The following is a 4022-nucleotide window of genomic DNA, read 5'->3' on the forward strand; positions in this document are numbered from 1 at the left end:
GCTTGGTCGTGATCCGGGTCAATCACGTGTAACGTGCCGCCACTGCTGAGCTGATTAGTGGTATTGCCAAAGGAAGTGTGATCTTCGTAAACATGATTATTGAGGGTCGAGTAGGGCGTTACTTCAATTTTTGCTTGGTTATCTTCACCGGTCACCTTCACCATAATGGTGAGCTTTTGACCATCATTGGTTTCGATTTCGTAGGGGAGCTCCATCGACTCGCCAGCATGTAGGCTACCAATGAGATCGTCCGCATGACGATTGGTAACAGCTTCTAATCTGAATTGATAAGTGCCATTAGGCCAAACATCAAGGTGACCAGGCTCAACCCCTTGGCCTAAATACTTCCCGCTAAAAACAAACTGAGTGTTATCACCACTATCAGGGTCAATTAGCTGAAGCTGGCCTCTATAGAATTTAAATTCACTATCCAGCGCTTGTGTTTCAGTGAGCTGAATGACATTAGAAACCAGTGTGGCTTTATCATCTGTCCCGGCAATGGTGAGCGTAGCGGTTTGTTGCGTACTTCCACCATGGCCATCTTCTACTTGATAAGTGATAGCGATTTGTTGCGACTGACCATTGGCCAAATGGTTAAATGCGGGATCAGTGGCATCAACAATTAACGTATGCCCATCAGTATCTAAGGTAATGCCCGTTGGAAGTTGGCCCGACTGAGGTTGACCATCGATGGCATATTCAAGGTGACTGATGGTTAAAGCGTCGCCGTCTTTGTCTGTGGCACTTACTAGCAGATTGAGGGTGTGATGATTATCGGCCCCCTCACTGACACTGTCTGTTAAAGGCGTCACATCAGGGTTATCGTTAACTGCAGCTAAGTTGGTGGTTGCGCCGGTGTGGGTCACACCACCGTGGGCATCCTTAACGTCATAGCTAAAATGGACATCGCCGTTATAGTCTTTTTCTGGCGTAAAGGTAAAGGTGCCATCGCCATTAATTAATATCGAACCATGGTCGGCGTGTAGGTTTTCAATGGTTAGTTTACCGGCGTCATTGGCATCCACATCGACTGTATTCGCTAATAGTTGCGCGGTGGTTAAGGTTTGGCGTGTATCTTCGCTGCCACTTTGTAGCACCACTTCAGATGAACAGTAAGGTCTGTCGTTACTGCCGTGAATGGTGATGACAATATCGTGTGTTGTACCATCTTTTGAATGGACTGTAATCGTATCGGTTAAGCTTTGTCCTTCACCAAGCTGGTCAATTGCAGTGCCACGCGTTGTGGGCCTAGCACCTATACCTGATAGATGCCCAGCATCGGCATGGTAATGCCAGGTGCCATCGGTGAGTAAGATTAGATCGCCATAGGTGCCGTGATAGTCGTAACCATTGCTGCCTTGGCGTTCAAATCCTGACTCGCCTACATCGGGGTCTGTAATGGTCAGCTTGCCATCCGCATAGAGTGTTGTATTGCCAAGTGTGGCTATGCCTGAGTGAGCATAGTCAGGTGACATGTCGACACCCGCGCTGCTTTCGGTTATTGAACCAGTATCAACGCCAGCGATTTGGGCAGCATCGCCAACCGCCGAGAGCGTCGTTGATGCGCCAGTGTGGGTCACACCACCGTGGGCATCTTTGACGTCATAGCTAAAATGGACATCGCCGTTATAGTCTTTTTCTGGGCTAAAGGTGAAGGTGCCATCGCCATTGTTCAAAATGGAGCCATGATCGGCATGCAGATTTTCAATAGCCAGTAATCCGGCATCATTTTTATCGACATCGACGGTATTAGTAAGCAGTTGTGCGGTAGTCAGGTTTTGGCGGGTATCTTCGCTGCCACTTTGTAGCACCACCTCAGATGAACAATAGGGCTTGTCGTTACTGCCGTGAATGGTGATAACGATGTCGTGTGTTGTACCATCTTTTGAGTGAACCGTAATAGTATCGGTTAGGCTTTGCCCTTCGCCGAGTTGGTCAATTGCGGTGCCGCGAGTTGTGGGCCTTGCACCAATAGCGGCTCTATGTCCCGCATCAGCATGATAATGCCAGGTGCCATCGGTGAGTAAGATTAGGTCGCCATAGGTGCCGTGGTAGTCGTAACCATTGCTACCTTGGCGTTCAAAACCTGATTCATCGACATCCGGATCGGTTATTGTCAGCTTGCCATCGGCATATAGCGTTTTATTGCCAAGTGTGGCTATGCCTGAGTGAGCATAGTCAGGTGACATGTCGACACCCGCGCTGCTTTCGGTTATTGAACCAGTATCAACGCCAGCGATTTGGGCAGCATCGCCAACCGCCGAGAGCGTCGTTGATGCGCCAGTGTGTGTCACACCACCGTGGGCATCTTTGACGTCATAGCTAAAATGGACATCGCCGTTATAGTCTTTTTCTGGGCTAAAGGTGAAGGTGCCATCGCCATTGTTCAAAATGGAGCCGTGGTCGGCATGCAGGTTTTCAATTGTGAGTAATCCAGCATCGTTTGTATCGACGTCCACGGTATTAGCCAGCAGTTGTGCGGTAGTCAGAGTTTGGCGGGTATCTTCGCTGCCATTTACAATCACAACTTCAGATGAACAGTAAGGGCGGTCATTATCACCATGAATGGTAATAACAATGTCGTGGGAAGTACCATCTTTTGATTGGATAGTGATTGTATCAGTTAATGTTTGTCCTTCTCCGAGTTTATCTATAGTAGAGCCAATAGTTGTTTTTCTATTGCCGACCCAATCTACGCTGCCAACCGTCACGTCATAATGCCAAGTTCCATCACTGTTTAACAATAAATGTCCATATTGTCCGTGGTATGAATTGTTCCAAGCACCGCCTTTAGAGTCAAACTGTGATTCACCAGTATCAGGGTCAACAATATCTAACTTGCCATCAGCGGTTAATGCAGCTTGTCCAAGTTTAGCCATACCAGGTTGTGCATAATCTGGTGACATATCGCCAAAACTGCCATGACCTTCATCAACGTCACCTGTTGAAATTCCAGTAATAACAGCTTTATCGTCAGTGCCATTGATGGTGACTGTGATCTGTTGCTCGGTGCCATCTATAGAATGAACGACTAAGGTATCAGTTACCGTTTCACCTGTTTTTAAACTTTGAATAGATGGTTGTGAATTATCAGCCGTATAAGTCCAGTGACCTAATTCATTTAACGCCAGTGAGCCAAATTGTCCTTGTTGTACTGTGGCTTGGAATTGATTTTGACCATTATCAACATCAGTAACGGTTAATGCGCCATCAACATGCAGTTGTCCTTGATGGACGTCTTTGTCTTCGGTTAATTGTGCTGAACTTGTACCGCCAATCACCGCTTTATCATCAGTGCCGTTAATGGTCACAGTGATTTTTTGCTCTGTGCCATCAACACTATGAACAACTAGCGTATCGGTGAGCGACTCGCCAGTTTTCAGACCTTGAATCGCTGGCTGAGAATTATCAGCAGTGTAAGTCCAATAACCTAATTCATTTAAAGAAAGCGCACCAAATTGACCTTGTTGCACAGTGGCCTGGAATTGGTTTTGTCCTGTATCGACATCAGTAACAGTGAGGGCGCCGTCAACGCGAAGCTGCCCACCGTGAACATCTTTATCTTCGGTTAACTGTGCGGTACTTGTTCCTGCAACCACGGCTTTATCATCAGTGCCATTAATGGTGACGGTAACTTTCTGCTCAGTGCCATCGACTGAATGAACTATGAGAGTATCCGTTAATGATTCGCCAGTTTTAAGGCCTTGAATGTTCGGCTGCGAGTTATCGGCGGCATAGGTCCAATGGCCTAAATTGTTAATCGATAACGTGCCGAACTGACCTTGTAGTGAGGTGGCGGTAAATTGGCTTTGACCTGCATCGAGGTCCGTTACCGTCAGCGCACCATCGACGCGAAGCTGTCCACCATGAACGTCTTTATCTTCAGTTAAGTTGGCGGTTGAGGTGCCCGCAATCACCGCTTTGTCGTCAGTACCATTGATGGTGACAGTGATTTTTTGCTCAGTGCCGTCAACGCTATGAACTAACACTGTATCGGTAACTGACTCACCGGTTTTAAGGCC

General features: G+C 47.3%; 1 protein-coding gene. It reads right to left on the bottom strand.

Annotated features, from left to right (window positions below; translation table 11 throughout):
• On the bottom strand, positions 1–4022 hold a 4022-nt coding region (locus Q4557_RS19515), incomplete at both ends, for a VCBS domain-containing protein (protein ID WP_303414971.1).

This window comes from Shewanella sp. 5_MG-2023, from assembly GCF_030547465.1.
GTDB lineage: Bacteria > Pseudomonadota > Gammaproteobacteria > Enterobacterales > Shewanellaceae > Shewanella.